15 protein-coding genes are annotated in these 16,694 nt (G+C 62.4%); 10 read left to right on the top strand and 5 right to left on the bottom strand.

What is annotated here, in order from left to right; all coding sequences use genetic code 11:
* Positions 1 to 4: 4 nt before the first annotated feature.
* Positions 5 to 2,515 (bottom strand): heavy metal translocating P-type ATPase, encoded by a 2,511-nt coding sequence (locus ACR0DA_RS13830; protein ID WP_170341621.1) that lies wholly within the window; start codon positions 2,513 to 2,515, stop codon positions 5 to 7.
* A 249-nt stretch (positions 2,516 to 2,764) separates the two neighbouring features.
* On the opposite strand from ACR0DA_RS13830, the gene ACR0DA_RS13825 reads away from it, so the two are divergent.
* Positions 2,765 to 3,037, top strand: a complete 273-nt coding sequence (locus ACR0DA_RS13825) for a hypothetical protein (RefSeq protein WP_170341585.1) — start codon at positions 2,765 to 2,767, stop codon at positions 3,035 to 3,037.
* Positions 3,038 to 3,041: 4 nt separating this feature from the next.
* Here ACR0DA_RS13825 and ACR0DA_RS13820 read toward each other — a convergent pair whose 3' ends face one another.
* Entirely contained in the window at positions 3,042 to 3,704 is a 663-nt protein-coding gene (locus ACR0DA_RS13820; protein WP_170599907.1) for a L,D-transpeptidase, read from the bottom strand.
* A 303-nt stretch (positions 3,705 to 4,007) separates the two neighbouring features.
* Here ACR0DA_RS13820 and ACR0DA_RS13815 point away from each other — a divergent pair, with 303 nt between their 5' ends.
* From ACR0DA_RS13815 to phoB, 6 genes are all read left to right on the top strand, one after another.
* Complete coding sequence (locus ACR0DA_RS13815; protein WP_093963304.1) at positions 4,008 to 5,045, top strand: substrate-binding domain-containing protein; 1,038 nt, start codon at positions 4,008 to 4,010, stop codon at positions 5,043 to 5,045.
* Positions 5,046 to 5,111: 66 nt separating this feature from the next.
* On the top strand, positions 5,112 to 6,488 hold the full coding sequence (pstC, locus tag ACR0DA_RS13810; RefSeq protein WP_244952436.1) for a phosphate ABC transporter permease subunit PstC: 1,377 nt from the start codon (positions 5,112 to 5,114) through the stop codon (positions 6,486 to 6,488).
* Between the two features lie 11 nt (positions 6,489 to 6,499).
* Entirely contained in the window at positions 6,500 to 7,804 is a 1,305-nt protein-coding gene (pstA, locus tag ACR0DA_RS13805) for a phosphate ABC transporter permease PstA (protein ID WP_170341613.1), read from the top strand.
* A gap of 19 nt (positions 7,805 to 7,823) precedes the next feature.
* On the top strand, positions 7,824 to 8,621 hold the full coding sequence (gene pstB, locus ACR0DA_RS13800; protein WP_480754493.1) for a phosphate ABC transporter ATP-binding protein PstB: 798 nt from the start codon (positions 7,824 to 7,826) through the stop codon (positions 8,619 to 8,621).
* Positions 8,618 to 9,346 carry a phosphate signaling complex protein PhoU gene (phoU, locus tag ACR0DA_RS13795; RefSeq protein WP_244952437.1) on the top strand — a complete coding sequence of 243 codons (729 nt, stop codon included), beginning with the start codon at positions 8,618 to 8,620 and terminating at the stop codon, positions 9,344 to 9,346. The genes pstB and phoU overlap by 4 nt, the downstream gene beginning before the upstream one ends.
* Complete coding sequence (gene phoB, locus ACR0DA_RS13790) at positions 9,346 to 10,029, top strand: phosphate regulon transcriptional regulator PhoB (RefSeq protein ID WP_480754491.1); 684 nt, start codon at positions 9,346 to 9,348, stop codon at positions 10,027 to 10,029. Before phoU ends, phoB begins: the two co-directional genes overlap by 1 nt.
* Here phoB and ACR0DA_RS13785 read toward each other — a convergent pair.
* The 3 genes from ACR0DA_RS13785 to ACR0DA_RS13775 form a co-directional block, all read right to left on the bottom strand.
* On the bottom strand, positions 10,014 to 11,297 hold the full coding sequence (locus ACR0DA_RS13785) for an O-antigen ligase domain-containing protein (protein WP_480754489.1): 1,284 nt from the start codon (positions 11,295 to 11,297) through the stop codon (positions 10,014 to 10,016). The genes phoB and ACR0DA_RS13785 overlap by 16 nt on opposite strands.
* On the bottom strand, positions 11,294 to 12,775 hold the full coding sequence (locus tag ACR0DA_RS13780) for a GumC family protein (protein ID WP_480754488.1): 1,482 nt from the start codon (positions 12,773 to 12,775) through the stop codon (positions 11,294 to 11,296). The genes ACR0DA_RS13785 and ACR0DA_RS13780 overlap by 4 nt, the downstream gene beginning before the upstream one ends.
* A 115-nt stretch (positions 12,776 to 12,890) precedes the next feature.
* A complete protein-coding gene (locus ACR0DA_RS13775) occupies positions 12,891 to 13,505 on the bottom strand; it encodes a response regulator transcription factor (protein ID WP_170341595.1) in 615 nt (204 codons plus the stop codon).
* Positions 13,506 to 13,758: 253 nt separating this feature from the next.
* Here ACR0DA_RS13775 and ACR0DA_RS13770 point away from each other — a divergent pair, with 253 nt between their 5' ends.
* The 3 genes from ACR0DA_RS13770 to ACR0DA_RS13760 all read left to right on the top strand — a co-directional run bounded on the left by ACR0DA_RS13770 (position 13,759) and on the right by ACR0DA_RS13760 (position 16,642).
* Entirely contained in the window at positions 13,759 to 15,132 is a 1,374-nt protein-coding gene (locus ACR0DA_RS13770) for a WecB/TagA/CpsF family glycosyltransferase (RefSeq protein WP_480754486.1), read from the top strand.
* Positions 15,133 to 15,153: 21 nt separating this feature from the next.
* On the top strand, positions 15,154 to 16,041 hold the full coding sequence (locus ACR0DA_RS13765) for a UTP--glucose-1-phosphate uridylyltransferase (protein ID WP_170588923.1): 888 nt from the start codon (positions 15,154 to 15,156) through the stop codon (positions 16,039 to 16,041).
* 100 nt (positions 16,042 to 16,141) lie between these two features.
* Positions 16,142 to 16,642: a putative pterin-binding protein gene (locus ACR0DA_RS13760; RefSeq protein WP_254437706.1), complete on the top strand. Its 501-nt coding sequence runs from the start codon at positions 16,142 to 16,144 to the stop codon at positions 16,640 to 16,642.
* Positions 16,643 to 16,694: the final 52 nt, after the last annotated feature.

The following is a 16,694-nucleotide window of genomic DNA, read 5'->3' as shown; positions in this document are numbered from 1 at the left end:
TTTCCTATTCGGCGGGTGTGGGTGCGTGTGCAATGGTCTGCGGTTTGCGGTCGGATCCGCTCGGCGGCCGGGCCGCCTTGACCCAACGCAGCCGCAATGCGTTTGACAAGACAAACACGCTGGACAGCGCCATGGCGCCAGCCGCCAAAACCGGGGACAGCAAGGGTCCGCCAAAGGGATAGAGAACTCCCGCGGCCACCGGGATCAGCAGCGTGTTGTAGCCAAAGGCCCAGAACAGGTTCTGCCGGATATTGCGCATGGTGCGCTGGCTGATATCGAAGGCGTTGACCACGCCGATCAGATCGCCCGACATCAGCACCACGTCTGCGGCCTCGATCGCAACGTCGGTCCCGGTGCCGATGGCAATGCCGACATCCGCGGCCGCCAGCGCCGGAGCGTCGTTGATCCCATCACCGACAAAAGCCAACTTGCCGCCGTTCACGCGCAGGTTTTCCAGTGCAGCGACTTTGCCTTCGGGCAGGACTTCGGCGACGACTGTGTCGATCCCAAGCTGTGCTGCGATGGCATCGGCCGTCGCCCTGTTGTCGCCCGTGATCATCGCCACTTTGAGCCCCAGCGCGTGCAAGGCTTCGATGGCCTCCGGTGTGCTGGGCTTGATCGGGTCGGCCACCGCGATTGCGGCGGCAGCGGTTCCGTCGATTGCGGCGTAGAGCGGTGTTCTGCCTTTGGCGGCCAGCGACGCGCCGTGATCTGACAGCGCACTGATGTCGATGCCTTCGCGCTCCATCAGACGATCGGCACCGATGAGGATGCTGTGCCCTTCGATGACCGCTTGAACCCCATAGCCGGTGATCGACTTGAAATCCTCGGGCTTCGGCAGATTCAGGCCGCGTGTCTCGGCCGCGCGCACGATGGCGGTGGCGATCGGATGTTCCGAAGTGGCCTCGACGGCTGCGACCAGGCGCAGGACGGTGTCCTCATCCAGCCCTTGGGCAACCACAAGATCAGTCAGTTCCGGGCGGCCTTCCGTCAGGGTGCCGGTCTTGTCCACCGCTACAACAGTGGTTTCCTGCAACATCTGCAGCGCGTCCCCCTTGCGGAACAGAACGCCCATTTCCGCAGCGCGCCCCGTGCCCACCATGATCGATGTCGGCGTAGCCAGACCCATTGCGCAGGGGCAGGCAATGATAAGCACCGCGACCCCGGCAACCAGAGCCATGCTAAGTGCCGGGTCCGGTCCGAACAGCAACCAAACAAGGACTGTCACGACCGCCACCGCGATCACCGCGGGAACAAACCAAAGGGTGATACGGTCAACCAAGCCCTGAATGGGCAGCTTCGCGCCCTGAGCCTGTTCGACCATCTGAATGATCTGCGCCAGCATCGTATCCGCTCCGATCTTTTCGGCGCGGACGGTCAACGCTCCGGTACCGTTCACGGTGCCGCCTACGACGGTTGCGTCAGAGGATTTCTCGACCGGAACGGGCTCACCCGTGATCATGCTTTCGTCAACATACGAACTGCCGCTCAGCACCGAGCCATCGACCGGGATCTTTTCGCCGGGCCGCACGTGAACCAGATCGCCCACTGCGATCTGATCAATAGGCAGTTCGACGATGCGGTTCTCCCGTTCGACCCGCGCGGTTTTGGCCTGCAGGCCGACCAGCTTGCGGATCGCCTCGCCGGTTCGGCCTTTGGCGCGTGCTTCAAGAAAGCGGCCCAGCAGGATCAGAACCACGATGACCGCGGCCGCCTCGTAATAGACATTGGCCGTGCCGGTCGGAAGGATTTCGGGCGCAAAGGTCGAGATCAGCGAGAACCAATAAGCCGCCGACGTGCCCAAAGCGACCAGCGAATTCATGTCTGGCGCACCCTTGGCAAGTGCTGGAAAGCCCTTGGTGTAGAATTGAAGACCGGGCCCGAACAGGACCAGTGTCGTCAAGACGAACTGAATGTAGTGGCTGGCTTGCAGACCCATGGTGCTTGCAATCAGGTGATGCATGCCGGGAATGACATGCGCGCCCATTTCAAGGATGAAAACCGGCAAGGCCAGGATTGCCGCAAACCCCGTTCGCAGTGCCAGTTTGCGGATTTCGTCAGCTTTGCGATCCTGCGCCGCTGCCTGAGCCGAGTTGCGCGGCGTCGCCGGGTACCCGGCCGCGTTGGCCAGTGCAGCAATCGCTTCGGGTGTCGTGGCGCCCGTTGCAAACTGGACGGTCGCGCTTTCCGAGGCGAGGTTGACCGACGCCGCCAGCACCCCCTGCCCGGCAAGCAAAGCCTTCTCGACCCGGCCGACGCATGAAGCACAGCTCATGCCTTGGATGTTGAGCGTGACGGTCTCGGTCACGGCTGGATAGCCCGCCGCCTCCATCGCCTGTGCGATGGATTTGACATCAGCCGGAGCATCGAAATCCACCTGGACGCTCTCATTCGCCAGGTTTACGGCAGCCGAGTCGACGCCCGGAACCGCGCTGAGCGCACGCTCAACCCGAGCCACGCAAGACGCGCAACTCATCCCCTGAACCTGAAATTTGGCATGTGAAATATTGGCCATGTCGTCACCACGATTATCCGGTCGACCCTGTACATAAGGGTTCCAGCAAGTGGAAGGTCAAGGCCCTCTGCGGAATATCCCTGCGCACCAAGCAAACCATCCCGTCAGGGCAAGAGCAGTTTGCTGCTGTGCTCCGTCGGCAACAGGGCAACGATGGATGGCGACGGATCCTTGGTGAATTGAAGCGGGATCGCTTGGATGCGAGGGTATCACGCAAAGAGAATCACTTGGGAATCGGAAAGGTGCGGCATGACAACGAGGAAAGCATTGATTGGGCTGTGCGCGCTGTCCCTGATTGCCGCCTGTACCGAGACCACGTCGATGTCCGGCGACAAAGCCCCCGGTGATCTTGCCAAAGTGCCCGAGGGCGTGGTCGAAATCGCCGCGCCGGGGCAGGACCTGACTGCCGTTCGGATCATGCCCGAAGACGGTTGTTACTGGTACCGTTACGTGGGTCCGGTCGAAACGACATACCTACCGCTGAGAACCGCCGATGGCCGCCCGATCTGCGCCCGGGCGTAACGGATCAGCTGCTGGCAGTCGTAAATCTTTCGGGTGGGTATAGATGAGCCGTCGCACCCGGCTGCACCCGGTCATACAGGCCTATGATATGGGCCATGACCATGCGCACACACCCTGAGCTTGCCCGCCCGCCGATAGACCGGGAATAGGGTGTTCCGTGGATGCGCAGATATGTGTCGCGATTGCCCTGAAACAGGTAGAAAGCGCGTGCGCCCAAGGGGTTGTTGGGTCCGCCGGGCATTCCGTCGGCAAACTGCGCATAGTCTTGCGGATCACGTTTGATCATGTCCGCGGTTGGGGTCCAACGCGGCCATTTGGCCTTGCGCCGGATGGTATAGGTCCCGGGTTCGTAGAGATTGCCACGGGCGATCGCCACGCCGTATCGCATCGCGGTTCCGCCCTCTTCGATGAAATACAGGTAGCGCGCGACCGCATCCACGTGAATGTCACCGGGCACCAGCGACCGATTGGTTTCGACCCGTTGCGGCAGAAACCGGGGATTCAACCCCCAAGGGTTCGAGGTGGCCGGGTCATAGTTGGCCGGCGTCACCTGCCTGTCCCAAGCCGCCCATTGAGATGCGGTCGACGCTTCGGCCGATGTCGCGCCAAGAATCGGTTGCGAGAAAACAGCAAGCGAAGTCGCAACAAAATGTCTTCTGGTCAGCATGTCTGCACCTCCAGTCGCCTTGCCGTGGCAGCAAGAAAAAAGATCGGACTAAACGATTCCCTGAAACAGACCCCGAGTCCATTCACTTGTTCGTTTGACGCAAAACCTTGTCGCAACTGGTGTTTTGAGGTCGTGCACAAACGGCTGCCGAAAGCCGCGCATCTGGATCAGACGAGTTTTTGAACCGCCCCGGGTGGGTTGTCATAAAACTGTTACGAAAGCGTTACATAAGCTTCGCACGCCCGGACTACTGCACTCAACAAGGCCGCAGGGGGCGGCCAAAGCTGATTCTCAGGAGTGACCATGACCACCATCAAACTGACCGCTTCGGTTCTGGCAATCACCGCGATCGCCGCGTCCGCTGCCTCGGCGCGCGACGCCATCCGTATCGTCGGATCGTCGACCGTATTCCCGTACACCCAAGCCGTGGCCGAACAGTTCGCCAACAACACGGGCGCTGCTTCGCCCATCGTCGAATCGACCGGTACCGGCGGCGGCATGAAAATCTTCTGCGAAGGCATCGGCGAAAACACTGCCGACATCACCGGCGCATCGCGTGCCATGAAGGCCTCGGAATACGAGCTGTGCCAAAAGAACGGCGTGACCGACATCTCTGAAGCTCTGATCGGTTTCGACGGCCTGTCGATCGCCATCTCGCGTAGCAATGAACAGGATTGGGACCTGTCGCTGGCCGACATCTACATGGCTCTCGGCGCCCAGGTGCCGGTTGATGGCGAGTGGAAGGACAACCCGTACAAGACCTGGAACGAAATCAACCCCGACCTGCCGGCCGTGGAAATCCTGGCTTATGGACCGCCGCCGACCTCGGGCACCCGCGACGCGTTCGTCGAGCTGGCCATGCATGAAGGCTGCAAAGAGCTGGACTTCGTCAAGAGCGGTGACTTCGACAAGAAATGGGTCAAGGAAAACTGCTCGCGCATGCGTACCGACGGACCCTTCGTCGAAGCGGGCGAGAATGACAACCTGATCGTTCAGCGCCTTGAGGCGGACCCGAACGCCGTGGGCATCTTCGGCTACTCGTTCCTGTACGAGAACCTGGACAAGCTGAAGCCGGTCACGATCGAAGGCGTCGAGCCGAATGCCGACACCATCGCCGACAAATCCTATCCGGTGTCCCGCCCGCTGTACTTCTATGTAAAGAACGCGCATCGCGGCGTGATCCCGAACCTGGACGAGTTCCTGGAAGAATACATGTCGGATGATGCTTTGGCATCCGACGGCTACCTGGCCGAACGTGGTCTGGTTGGCCTGTCCGACGAGCGCCGTGAAGAGCTGCAGGACGCAATTCTGGACGGCCAGAACATGGAACCCAAGTCGTAAGGTTTGCAATTCACAGGGCTGTCCGGCCGCGAAACCGGGCAGCCCATTTTTGTGCCTGGGGGGCAGATGACTACTTTCGTGTTTGCGGCGCTGTTGGGCGTCAGTATCCTTGGATATTTGCTGAACAGACGGGCCGCGGCCGGTCTGCGCGCAGATGGGACGTCCCTGCACTCCCTGCCCGGCTATCACGGGCTGTTTTCTTTTCTGTCCACGCTGGTTCCAGTCTTTGTGCTGATCGTACTTTGGCTGATCTTGCAGGGGCCGGTGATCGACCATGTGGTCATGTCGGGCCTGCCTGCCGGCAGCCTTGACGGATTGGACACTGGCGGGCGTCAATTGGTGCTGGCCGAGATCAAGTCGATCTCGCGCGGGCAGATCTTCGGCGAGCCGGAACAGTGGAAGATGGACGCGGCCCAGCGGTATCTTGAACTGCATCAGATGTCGGGATGGGTTCTGCTGTCGATCGTTGTCATTCTGTCACTGGCTATCGTGGCATTTGCCCGGTCGCGCGTTGGTGTCGAATTCCGCGCCCGCCACAGTGTGGAACGCATCGTTTCCGGCTTGATGATTTTCTGCTCGACCGTCGCCATCTTTACGACCGTCGGCATCATTGCCGCGCTGCTGTTCGAATCCATCCGCTTTTTCGAGATGGTGCCGATCACCGAGTTCTTCTTCGGCCTGAACTGGGAACCGCAGATTCCTCTGCGCGAGGACCAGATTGCGGCCGAAGGTGCCTTTGGCTGGCTTCCGGTCATCCTCGGCACGATCGTCATTACCGTGGTCGCCTTGTTCCTCGCGGTGCCGGTGGGCCTGTTGTCGGCCATCTACCTGAACGAATTCGCGCCCGACCGCTTGCGGGCGGTGGCCAAGCCAGTGCTGGAGATTCTGGCTGGCGTACCGACCGTGGTCTATGGCTTTTTCGCGATCCTGGTCGTGGCCCCTGCCATGCGCAGTTTCGGAGCCTCACTGGGCATTCCGGTGTCGCCCAACACGGCGCTGGCCGCAGGCAGCGTGATGGGCATCATGCTGATCCCGTTCATCTCGTCATTTACTGACGACGCCCTGTCAGCCGTGCCGAAATCTCTGCGCGACGGAGCGCTGGCTTTGGGGGCAACCCGGGCCGAGACGGTTCTGAACGTGCTGTTCCCCGCCGCCATTCCCGGCATCGTCGGTGGCATCCTGTTGGCCGTCAGCCGCGCGATCGGGGAAACCATGATCGTGGTGATGGCGGCGGGACTGATCGCCTCGCTGACCATCAACCCGCTGGACAGCGTGACCACGGTGACCGTGCAGATCGTCACGCTTCTGATCGGCGATACCTCGTTCGACAACCCCAAGACGCTGGCAGCCTTTGCCTTGGGCATGATGCTGTTCGTCGTCACCCTGATCATCAACGTCTTCGCGCTGCGCATCGTGCGCAAGTACCGCGAAGCCTATGACTGAGGCCAAGAATCATGGCTGACCTGACCGCAGGACAAAACAATTCGCCAAAAGGCGGAGACACCGCCGACGCCGTGCGCGCCAGCTTGGCCCGCCGCAACCGCAAGCAGAAAATACTGCAGGGCCTTGGCCTGGGCGCCATCGGATTTGCATTTCTGATGCTGTTTATCCTGGTGGCCTCGCTTGTATCATCCGGATATCAGGCGTTCACCCAGACCAAGATCACGCTCGAGGTCTATGTCGACCCCGAGGAGATCGAGCCCGAAAAGCTGCCGCGGGGCGGTTTCAAGGACGTGTTGCAAGCCTCGCTGTCCGAGTTGCTGCCCGAGGTGGACACCAGCGATCGGGCTACCCGAAAGGCCCTGTCGGGCATTCTGTCCAACGGAGCGCAGTTTGATCTGCGCGACCGGGTGGTGGCCGACCCTGCGCTGATTGGTCAGACCATCACGATGACCGTGCCGGTATCTGACCCGTATGACCAGCTCAACAAGGGCACCATCGACCGCGACACGCCCGAACAGAACCGCCGCTTGAACGATGCCGAGATTGCGTGGTTCGATCAGCTCAAGGCCGAAGGCGTGATCAGCAAGCCGCTGAACACCGGCCTGGTCACCAATGCCGACAGCCGGTTCCCCGAACTGGCGGGCCTGAAGGGCGCGCTGATCGGGTCGTTCTGGGCGCTGTTCGTGTGTTTCGTGATTTCCTTCCCGCTGGGCATCGGCGCGGCGATCTACCTTGAGGAATTCGCGCCCAAGAACAAGGTCAGTGACTTCATCGAGGTCAACATCAACAACCTGGCCGCGGTGCCGTCGGTCGTTTTCGGCCTGTTGGCGCTGGCGGTGTTCATCGGCTGGTTCGGGCTACCGCGCTCGGCCCCGTTCGTGGGTGGCATGACGCTGGCGCTGATGACCATGCCGACGATCATCATCGCCACCCGCGCGGCGCTCAAGGCGGTGCCGCCATCGATCCGCGAGGCGGCCCTGGGCATCGGTGCGTCCAAGCATCAGGTGGTATTCGGCCACGTGCTGCCGCTGGCCATGCCCGGCATCCTGACCGGTACGATCATCGGACTGGCGCAGGCCTTGGGGGAAACTGCTCCGTTGCTGCTGATCGGGATGAACGCGTTCATCACCTCGGCCCCGGCTGGCCCGTTCGACAGTGCCACCGCCCTACCCACGCAGATCTTCATCTGGGCTGACAGCCCCGAGCGCGGCTTTGTCAGTCGGACCTCGGCCGCGATCCTGGTGCTGCTGGGGTTCCTGGTCACGATGAATGCAATCGCGATCTATCTCCGCAACAAGTTCGAGCGCAGCTGGTAAGCGCAAAGGGGTCATCATGATGAACGACGTGAGCAAAATCGAGCCGAGTACCGCCGTCGACGCCATCAAGATTCAGGCGAAGGGCGTCCAGGTCTTTTACGGCGACAACCAGGCAATCAAGGACGTATCGGTCGACATTCTCGACAAGACGGTAACCGCTTTCATCGGCCCGTCCGGATGCGGCAAGTCCACGTTCCTGCGCTGCCTGAACCGGATGAACGACACGATTGACGTCTGCCGGGTCGAAGGTGACATCCGGATCGACAACGAAGACATCTACGACAAACGGATCGACCCGGTGCAGCTGCGTGCCAAGGTGGGTATGGTGTTTCAGAAGCCGAACCCGTTCCCCAAGTCGATCTACGACAACGTAGCCTATGGTCCCCGGATCCACGGACTGGCCAGAACCAAAGCCGATCTGGATGAGATCGTTGAGAAATCCCTGCGCCGTGGGGCCATCTGGGATGAGGTGAAGGATCGCCTGCACGAGCCCGGCACCGGCTTGTCCGGCGGTCAGCAGCAGCGCCTTTGCATCGCGCGCGCGGTTGCCACTGAACCCGAGGTCCTGTTGATGGACGAGCCGTGCTCGGCTTTGGATCCGATCGCGACCGCCCAGGTCGAGGAACTGATTGACGAGTTGAAGCTGAACTTCTCGGTGGTGATCGTCACGCACTCGATGCAGCAGGCGGCTCGGGTCAGCCAGAAAACGGCGTTCTTCCACCTCGGCAGCCTGGTCGAATACGGGGACACGGGGCACATCTTCACCAATCCCGAAGACCCGCGCACGGAATCCTACATCACCGGGAGAATCGGATGACCCAGGACGCCATGAAGGACAAGCACATCGTCCGATCTTTTGATCAGGAACTCGAGTCCGTTCAGGCGCACCTGATGCGCATGGGTGGGTTGGTCGAGAGCTGCCTGTCGGACGCGATCCGGGCACTGTGCGACAAGGATGTCGAACTCGCCGCGCGCACCGTCAAGGCCGATCGCGCCATCGACGAGTTGGAAGAGATGGTCAAGAACGACAGCGCCAACATCATCGCGCGGCGCGCGCCTACGGCCATCGACCTGCGCGTGGTCCTGGCGACCTTCACCATCGCCAACCAGCTCGAGCGCAGTGGGGACCATGCAAAAAACATCGCCAAGCGTGCCGTGACCCTGGCGGACTCGGCGAGTTTGGACGAAGTCAAATCGGCCATAGCGCGTCAGGCCCAGCTGGTGCAGAGCATGATTGCGGATGCCCTGGATTGCTTCATCCAGCGGGACGCGGACAAGGCCCAGGCCATCCGTGAACGTGACGCCGATGTGGATGCGATGTACAATAACGTGTTTCGCGCTCTGCTGACCCATATGATGGAGAACCCGGGCAATATCACCCCGGGCATGCATCTGCATTTCGTGGCCAAAAACCTCGAGCGGATCGGTGATCATGCTACCGGGATCGCGGAGCAGACCATCTACCTTGTCAGTGGGCAGTTGCCTGATGATGACCGCCCGCGCCTCGACAAGACACCAACGGAAACCACCGAGGTCCTGTGATGCCAACGCCATCGATCCTTGTCGTCGAAGACGAGCCCGCGCAGCGCGAGATCATCTGCTACAACCTCGAGGCCGAAGGCTTTGACGTGCGCCAGGCCGAAACCGGTGACGAGGCGCTGTTGCAGATCAAGGAAGTGCCGCCCGATCTGATCCTGCTGGACTGGATGCTGCCCGGCGTTTCCGGGATCGAAATTTGCCGCCAACTGAAGATGAAGGCCGCGACCCGTGCCATTCCGGTGATCATGCTCTCGGCAAAATCCGAAGAGGTCGACAAGGTGCGCGGGCTGGAGACAGGTGCCGACGACTATGTCACCAAGCCCTATTCGGTGATCGAGCTGATGGCCCGGGTCAAATCCCAGTTCCGCCGGACCCGCCCCGCAGCCGTGGGCGAGCGGTTGGAATACGATGACATCGTCCTGGATGCCGAAACGCACCGCGTGACCCGCGCGGACGAGGACATCAAGCTGGGCCCGACAGAGTTCCGGCTGCTGTCGACCTTCATGGAAAAGCCAGGCCGGGTCTGGAGTCGCGAACAATTGCTCGACCGGGTCTGGGGGCGCGACATCTACGTGGATACCCGGACCGTCGACGTGCATATCGGGCGTTTACGCAAAGCTTTGACGGTGCGTGGGGGGGATGACCCGATCCGCACCGTACGCGGGGCCGGTTACGCGCTCGGCTGAGCACCGGTCCCTGCCATTTCGCGCAGATGGCACCCCAGCATCAGCAGCGCCGGCCAGAGCAGATAGGCCTCGATCTCGATGTTTTCGCCGAAGGTCAGCAGCAGCAGGGTCATCAGCAGGCCCAGCGGCAAGCGTCCACGCGCCGAGCGGACCGCGTCGGTGATCACTACGCCGAAATGCACGGCGAAGGGGACAATAAAAGCCACGAAGCCGGTGATGCCCTTGACGAACAGAAGCCCGTACCAGGTGTGGTGGCTTCCGATGGGCATGTACTCGACCAAATGCGCACCGGGCTTAACGGTTCCGTGACCAAACAGCACCGCGTCGGATTGCCAGCGCTCATAGGCGATGCGTTGCAGGGTTTCGCGCACGCGGGTGCTGTCGGCGCGGGCCGATTTGAAATTCTGCAGTGCCTGGTTGCCAAGATCGATCGCGGCGGCCCCCCACGCCGCGGACGCCGTCGCCACGGCCGACACCAGAAACCATCCGATGCTGCGCGCCACCAGCGGCAAGAGGCGTGGCCCCAGCGTGCAGGCCACCAGCCCGACCAGCCCCATGCGGGATTTCGACGCCAAGATCATGAGAATACCCGCGCTCAGCCCGACGGCCATCCATCCCCGGTGCCGTTCTTCGAGCGCGAACAGGACCATGCATACCCCCAGCAAGGCGGCAAATGGTGACCACGGCGCGAAGAACTGCCACCGGGGCGTCCAACTGGCCGGGTCGATTGTGTAGAGATAGACCGAGAAATACTCGGGGCCCGGCCCACCGACCGCCTTGAGCGGTGAGGTGAAGATCTGGCTGGGCAGGCCCAGATAAGGTGCAGCCAACAGCGGGGGCGCAAGGCACAGGGTCCACAGCCCCAGCTTGCACTGGCCTCGCACCAGAACCTCGCGCCGGATCGGCAGCACGGCCCCGGCCAGAATGAACAATGGAATAAGCGCCCAGCCCTTGGCCCAGCCGATCGAGGACTTGATGGTCTTGCCCAGCCCCAGCCCCCAATCCAGATGGCCGGCCCACAGTGCAAACAGCATCAACAACATGCCGGCCATCCACAGCCAAGCCAGCGCCGGAACCGGCCCCGTGGCCCGCAGATCCGGACGGATCGCCGGCCCCAGATACAAAGCCAACACCGCCAACCCCGCCAGGGACCATCCCAGTACCGGCCCGACGACATAGAGCGCGCCGATGGCATAGAACGGCCATGTCCAGACCAGCGCGCGCCAGACAAGCCGCTCGGCCGGGTTCTGCGGCGCAGCCTGGCTCATGCCTTGTTTTCGCCTGCGTCTTTCAGCAGCCGCGAAATCAGCGGGTTGCGGACCCATGCCAGCGTCAGCCCGATCAAAAGCATCAACGTGGCGGCAATCCCGGCTGCGATCGACAGCTTCTTGTTGGGTGAAGACGGCCGTTCCGGCAGCGACGGATTTTCCAGCACCTGGATCAGCGGGTACGAGGCATAGACATCGGTCTTTTTCGATTCCGACCGGGCGATGGCCGAGGCAAAGACGGCTTCGGCCACGGCAAAATCCCTTTGACGGTCTTCAAGTTCGGCCGCCACCGGCGCCAGCGCGGACAGGCGCGCAGTTTCGGCCACGACCTGTGCGGCGAGGGTTTTTACGTGCTTTTCCTGGCCCGCGCGCAGGGCATTTTCGCGGACAAGCTCGCTGAGCAACTGCGCGCGCTCGCCCTCGGGGGCGCGGTCCAGACCCGAGAGCTGCTCGACCGACAGGCCGGTCACCTCGGCCGCGCGTTGGACGGCAACCTTCCGTGCGCCTTCATATTCGTCCCGCACTGCGCGGTAGACCGGATGGCGCGGCCCGTAATTGGCATCGGCCTGCGCCAGCTTGGCCGCGCCGGCCGAAACATCCTTGAGCAACGACATATATTGCGCGTCGGCGTACAGCTTCAGCGTCACCGCGGCGGCATCCGGCGGCAGATCCAGCGCGACCTCAAGAGCCGCGACCCGCTCGGCCTGGCGGGCCAGCGTGCTTTCCTCGGCCCGCAGCGTCTGGCGCGCGCGGTCATTGGCGGCCACCTGCTCACGGTATTGGGCGGCCGAGAGCAGCCTACTCTGCCGCTGCAACTGCTCGATCGCAGCGCGGGTTTCACGAACCGAGCGCTGATAGTCGTCGATCGCGCCGCTGTTGCTGGCTTCGCGCGTGGCGATCTCGTCCGCGCGCAGGGCGTCGATCTCGGCGAAGAACGCAGCAACAAGGGCATCGCCGTGGCGTTGCGCGTCCCCCGGGCTGGCGGCCTCCATTTCTATATGGATCAGGCTGGTCTGGTCGACCAGGCGGATGCGCGGCTTGCCGAACGCATCGCGCTCGGCCCCGACGGCGCGTGCGGCCGCATCCAGAATGCGATCGGCCGACAACAGCCGTTTGTAGGTTTCGGTGGGGCTGATCGAGCCGTTGGCAAAGGCCGAATTGGCGTAGGACGAGGCCTGCCCGATATTGGCCAGATTGACCGAGGCCGACGCACCCGACCCCGGCAGGATCAACGAGGCGTGGGATGCGTATTTGACCGGCGCGGTTGCCAGATACCCGCTGATCGGGGCCCAGATGCAGCTGGACCCCAGAAGAAACAACGCAAGGTATCGCGGCAGCCGTCCGGCATCGGTCAGCCGCCCGCCCTTGAGGACACGCCGCCAGCCCAGCGACCGGATGTCCGTGCGGCTGATGCGCGCCCAGTCCCAAGGGCGGTTTGGCGCAAGCGTTTGTTGGTTGTCGGAGATCTGGTTCGGCATATCAAATCCTCTCTTACAGGATTGATATACGGATGCGGCTTGGGCTGTCCGCTGCGCAAGGGGTTAGGCCGGGGCGGGTTGGGACAGGCCCCCTATCCGAAAGGATGGGCGCGGGTCAGAACAGGCCCGCCTCGCGCGCGGCCATCGCGGCCTGAGTACGGTTGCTGACACCCACTTTGCGGTACAGCGTTTTCACATGCAGCTTGATCGTGGGCTCGGACAGGTCCAGATCGCGGGCGATCTCCTTGTTCGACTTGCCCTCGGTCAGACCTTTGAGGACCTGGCGCTCGCGCTCGGTCAGTTTCTTGGCCATCGGGTGGGTGTCGTTCGGTTGCTCGGCGCTCATGAAACCGACGGGCAGATATTGCTCACCCATGGCCATGAAACGGATGGCGTTTACCAGAGACTTGGCCGGCAGGGTCTTGGGCACAAACCCGGCTGCGCCCAGCTCGAGCGCACGTTCAGCCAGATCGCGCGAGGCATCGCCGGTGAACAGAGCCACATGCCGCGCGCGATCCATGCCAATGCAGGTTTCCAATCCGCTCAGCCCGTTCATGCCGGGCATGTTCAGATCCAGCAGAACCAGATCGAACGGACCTTCGGATTCGATCTTGGCCTTTGCGGTCGCAAAATCCGGCGCCGTGGTGGGTTCGATCCCGCCCGCGGCCTCGATAAAGGCGACGAGCGTGTCCAGAACCAGTTCGTGATCGTCGGCGATAAGAACTTTCATCAATGAACTCCATGTGCCTCCACCCAGACCTGAAAAGGTTAATAAACCATTGATGATTGGCGGTGAAGCCTACCGAACGGACAGGCAGATACCCGATCGGATAGGAGCAGCTGGTCGGATGTCCACGCGGTGCCGCATCCGGGCCGTGTCAGTCAGCCGATTTCTCCGCGCGCTCTCCCGATGCTCGTCTGTTGCGGTGCCGGCACAACGGGCAGGTTCAGAGCAACAGTTCAGTTCATGTTCGGAGAGTTCCATGCACTTTCAAGCCGCTCACGCCCTTTTCGACGGCGCACACACCACGCTCGGCACCGCGCTGCCGATCACCGAAATCCTCGGGCAGCCGGTGGTGAATGCAGAATCCGGGCCGGTCATCACCACGCTTTTGGATGGTCACCGCCGGACCGTCTTTTTCCTGAACGCCCATTGCGCAAATGTCCGGGCAAAGAATGACCAATACCGAGCAGCCCTGACGCAAGCCGACCTCGTCCTGCCCGACGGGATCGGGGTCGAGCTTGCCGCCGTCATGCAGGGCGAACACCTGGCCGAGAACCTGAACGGAACCGACTTTGTCCCGCGCCTGGTCCGGCGCGCGGCCAAGCTGGGGCAGTCGGTCTATCTGCTGGGCGGAACGCCCGGCACCGCACAGGCCGCGGCAGCGCGCCTGCAAGACATGGCGCCCGGCCTGAGGATTGCCGGTTGCCGCGACGGGTATAGTGGCATCGAACGGACGGACGAAGCCCTGGACGAAATCAACCAGTCCGGCGCAGATATCCTGCTGGTGGCCATGGGCGTTCCGCTGCAAGAACTGTGGATTACGCGGCACCGCGCACGGCTGAACCCGAACCTGGTGCTGGGTGTCGGCGCGTTGTTCGACTTTCTGACGGGCAACGTCCGGCGGGCGCCCGGGGTCGTGCGGCGGGTCCGGATGGAATGGGCGTGGCGGTTGGCGATGGAGCCACGCCGCATGGCCCGCCGCTATCTGATCGGAAATTTCGAATTTCTGGGCCGGTGCGTCGCCCAGGCTCTTGGCGGGCTGACGCCCAACCGGATTCTTGACCTGACCGTCGCGCTGGCGGCCATGACGGTTCTGGCCCTGCCGATGCTGGCCATTGCCGCCCTTGTCCGGCTGGACAGCCGCGGCCCGGCCCTGTTCCGGCAGACGCGGGTGGGCAGGAACGGGGTGCCTTTCACCGTCTACAAGTTCCGCTCGATGACCACCGACGCCGAAGCGCAAAGGGCCAGCCTGCTGGCGCTGTCCGACCGCGCAGGCGTGTGCTTCAAGGCCCGTCACGATCCGCGTGTCACGCGGGTGGGCAAGGTTCTGCGGCGCTTTTCGCTGGATGAGCTGCCGCAGATCCTCAACGTGTTGAAGGGCGACATGTCGATCGTCGGACCGCGCCCTGCCCTGCCCGAGGAGGTCGCCAAATACCCGCCCCGCGCGCTTGAACGCCTGGCCGTCCGCCCCGGGATCACCGGCCTGTGGCAGGTGTCGGGCCGGGCCGCCATCGACTTTGACCGGATGATCGATCTGGACACGGCCTATGTGCGGTCCCGCTCGGCCCTTCTGGATCTGATGCTGATTGCCATGACCGTGCGGGCCGTCGTGTCCGGCCGCGGCGCCTACTGAGAAAACCCAAGGAGAATTGATATGACCAAGATTCGCAAAGCCGTCTTTCCCGTCGCTGGGCTGGGCACAAGGTTTCTGCCCGCGACCAAGACCGTGGCCAAGGAAATGCTGCCCCTGATCGACCGCCCGCTGATCCAATATGCCGTCGACGAGGCGCGCGCGGCCGGGATTGAAGAGTTCATCTTCATCACGTCACCCGAGAAAACCGCGCTCGAGGCCTATTTCGGGCGGAATACGGCGCTTGAACGCAAGTTGAAGGATGGTGGCAAGACCGAGCTGTTGAACAACCTGCGCTGCGCCGATCTGGAGGATGGCAAATACTGCTTTGTCCGGCAGGACGCGCCCCGTGGTTTGGGCCATGCGGTGTCGCTGGCGCGCGAGTGTGTGGGCAATGAGCCGTTTGCGGTGATCCTGCCCGATGACGTCATCAGCGGCCGACGCCCGGCCCTATCACAGATGGTCCAAAGCTATTGTGACCAAAGCGGCCACATGGTTGCGACCCAATCCGTGCCGTCCGACAGGATCGGGTCCTACGGGGTGGTCGATATCGCCCTGCAGGCCGGGCGTGTGCAAAAACTGCGCGGCCTGGTCGAAAAGCCCAGCCCCGAACAGGCGCCGTCGAACTACGGCATCGTCGGGCGGTATATCCTGCAGCCGTCGATCTTTGATCGTCTGGCCGGCCAGGCACCGGGTGCGGGAAATGAAATCCAGCTGACCGACGCCATCGCTGCCGATATCGAAACCGCTGGCTGCTCGGGCTACGCCTTCGCGGGTGAACGCTTCGACTGCGGGTCGGTCGCCGGATATCTTGAGGCCACCGCGGTCTTTGCCCTGCAGCGGTCAGAGCTGCGCGAAGGGTTTGAGCGGATCATGGCACAGCGCATGGGCCACCTGCGCCCGGCCGCTTAACGGCGGGCACCTATCCGTTCGGATAGGTGCTTATCCCGATGCCCGTCTGTTGCCCAGTCACGCTTTCTGATCTTGTGCAGTTGGACACTAGGAGAATGACATGCGGATTTTACTTGCAGCCCTGGCAATGATTCTGACCCTGGGCCAGGCACAGGCCCAGGATCTGGCCGAACCCACCGGAGAGGTGGTTCTGACGATCACCGGCAACCTGACCCAGCCCGGAGCCGAGGATGGTGCACGGTTCGACATGGACATGTTGAAAGCCTTGCCCGCTCGGACATTTGCGACCTCGACGATCTGGACCGAAGGTCAAAACACCTTTGTCGGCGTGCCGTTGTCTGTGGTGCTAAAGGCGGTCGGTGCAGATGGCAGCATGATCCGCGCCACGGCGATCAACGACTATGCGGTCGAAATCCCCATGGACTCGGTCACCGAAAGCGACCCGATCGTGGCCTATGAGATGGACGGTGCCGAGATGTCGCGTCGGCAGAAAGGCCCGCTGTGGATCGTCTACCCCTATGACAGCGATCCGAAATACCAGACCGAGGTGACCTATTCGCGCAGCATCTGGCAACTCGATCGCCTCGAGGTCGTTAAATAGCTTGCAACCGGAATGAGTGCAGTAATGAGTAAAGCGCAGTGAACAATCGATG

It is taken from the genome of Ruegeria sp. CI8, assembly GCF_056536865.1.
The sequence above is the reverse complement of the archived record's forward strand: the minus strand, read 5'-3'. Positions and strand labels throughout refer to the sequence as shown.

Excerpts from the sequence above, each read along its gene's own strand:
- phoB (WP_480754491.1), top strand. The coding sequence starts at position 9,346 with ATGCCAACGCCATCGATCCTTGTCGTCGAAGACGAGCCCGCGCAGCGC.
- ACR0DA_RS13780 (WP_480754488.1), bottom strand. The coding sequence starts at position 12,775 with ATGCCGAACCAGATCTCCGACAACCAACAAACGCTTGCGCCAAACCGC.
- ACR0DA_RS13765 (WP_170588923.1), top strand. The coding sequence starts at position 15,154 with ATGACCAAGATTCGCAAAGCCGTCTTTCCCGTCGCTGGGCTGGGCACA.
- phoU (WP_244952437.1), top strand. The coding sequence starts at position 8,618 with ATGACCCAGGACGCCATGAAGGACAAGCACATCGTCCGATCTTTTGAT.
- ACR0DA_RS13825 (WP_170341585.1), top strand. The coding sequence starts at position 2,765 with ATGACAACGAGGAAAGCATTGATTGGGCTGTGCGCGCTGTCCCTGATT.
- pstC (WP_244952436.1), top strand. The coding sequence starts at position 5,112 with ATGACTACTTTCGTGTTTGCGGCGCTGTTGGGCGTCAGTATCCTTGGA.
- pstA (WP_170341613.1), top strand. The coding sequence starts at position 6,500 with ATGGCTGACCTGACCGCAGGACAAAACAATTCGCCAAAAGGCGGAGAC.
- ACR0DA_RS13775 (WP_170341595.1), bottom strand. The coding sequence starts at position 13,505 with ATGAAAGTTCTTATCGCCGACGATCACGAACTGGTTCTGGACACGCTC.
- ACR0DA_RS13815 (WP_093963304.1), top strand. The coding sequence starts at position 4,008 with ATGACCACCATCAAACTGACCGCTTCGGTTCTGGCAATCACCGCGATC.
- ACR0DA_RS13820 (WP_170599907.1), bottom strand. The coding sequence starts at position 3,704 with ATGCTGACCAGAAGACATTTTGTTGCGACTTCGCTTGCTGTTTTCTCG.
- ACR0DA_RS13830 (WP_170341621.1), bottom strand. The coding sequence starts at position 2,515 with ATGGCCAATATTTCACATGCCAAATTTCAGGTTCAGGGGATGAGTTGC.
- ACR0DA_RS13770 (WP_480754486.1), top strand. The coding sequence starts at position 13,759 with ATGCACTTTCAAGCCGCTCACGCCCTTTTCGACGGCGCACACACCACG.
- pstB (WP_480754493.1), top strand. The coding sequence starts at position 7,824 with ATGAACGACGTGAGCAAAATCGAGCCGAGTACCGCCGTCGACGCCATC.
- ACR0DA_RS13760 (WP_254437706.1), top strand. The coding sequence starts at position 16,142 with ATGCGGATTTTACTTGCAGCCCTGGCAATGATTCTGACCCTGGGCCAG.
- ACR0DA_RS13785 (WP_480754489.1), bottom strand. The coding sequence starts at position 11,297 with ATGAGCCAGGCTGCGCCGCAGAACCCGGCCGAGCGGCTTGTCTGGCGC.